Consider the following 1,130-nt stretch of genomic DNA (forward strand, 5'->3'; position numbering starts at 1 on the left):
CCGAGCTGCCGGGCCGGGCGGAGCCGGCGGGACGGGCGGAGCCGGCGGGACGGGTGGGGCCGGCGGGGCGGGTGGCCCCTCGCCGAAGCCCTCGGCGGCGAGGGCGAGCAGAGCGTCGACGGCCTCCCGCGCCTCCGGCCCGCGGGCCCGCACCTCGACCGTGGCCCCCGCGCCGGCGCCGAGCGAGGCCACGCCGGTGAGGCTCGCGGCGGGGACGGGGCCGCGTCCGGTGCCCGGATCGCGGAGCTCCACCTGGGCGTCGAGCCCGCGCAGGGCCTGGACCAGCAGCGCCGCCGGGCGGGCGTGCAGGCCGTGCGGGGGAGTCACCACGAAGGTGCCGGTGACCTCCACCCCGCCCTCGCCGACCCCGGCGGCGGTCGCGCCCGGCTCAATCGGCGTGCGGTCCGCATCCGGCCCGACCTGCGCGTCGTCCGGCTCGCCCGGCCCCTCCGCCGGGGAGCCGACCGGCCCCAGCTGCGCGACCTTCGCCCCGGCGCCCGCGGCCGCCTCGGCCGCGACCCCGGCCCGGTCCGCGCCTCCGGCGGCGGCGACGGCCGCGGCCACCAGCCCCTCCACCAGCGGAGCCGGGCAGAGCAGGACCCGGTCCCGGGCCGACGGGTCGTCGAGCAGCTCCAGCGCGAGCTCCGCGGAGAGCACGGCACTGCCGAGGTCCATCAGCACGACGACCCCGGCACCGGCGTCGCACGCCGCGATCGCCGAGGCGGCCGCGGTGGCGTCCGTGCCGAAGGTCGTCTCGTCGAGGCCCGCCGCGACCTCGATCCGCACCGCGTCCCCCGCGGGCCCGTGCAGCATCTCGCGGGCCAGGGCCGCGGCCGCCTCGCCGAGCCCGCGGCTGTGCGACACCGCGACCAGCCCGACCGGCGGCGCGGCACCCGCCGCACCACCGGTCACGGCACCACCAGCCGCACCGCGGGCACCGGTGGCGGCGCCCGGGTCGGAGCCCTGCGTCACCCGCTCATCCCAGGGTCGCGGCCGCGGCGGCGACGAGCAGGGCCGCCGAGGTCGCCCCCGGGTCCTGGTGCCCCACGCTCCGCTCGCCCAGGTAGCTCGCCCGGCCCTTGCGGGCGAGCATCGGGATGGTCGCGTCCCGGCCGGCGTCGGCGGCCGCC

2 protein-coding genes are annotated in these 1,130 nt (G+C 81.9%); both read right to left on the reverse strand.

Features of this window, described 5'->3' with window-relative positions:
• Positions 1 to 912 (reverse strand): dihydroxyacetone kinase phosphoryl donor subunit DhaM (gene dhaM / locus ACFQH9_RS28590; RefSeq protein WP_379570923.1); only part of this gene is annotated, 912 nt, incomplete at its 3' end.
• Between the two features lie 64 nt (positions 913 to 976).
• Positions 977 to 1,130, reverse strand: a 154-nt coding sequence (locus tag ACFQH9_RS28595) for a DAK2 domain-containing protein (protein ID WP_379570957.1), incomplete at its 5' end; no start/stop codon positions are given.

The organism is Pseudonocardia lutea, assembly GCF_042658055.1.
Classification (GTDB): domain Bacteria; phylum Actinomycetota; class Actinomycetes; order Mycobacteriales; family Pseudonocardiaceae; genus Pseudonocardia; species Pseudonocardia lutea.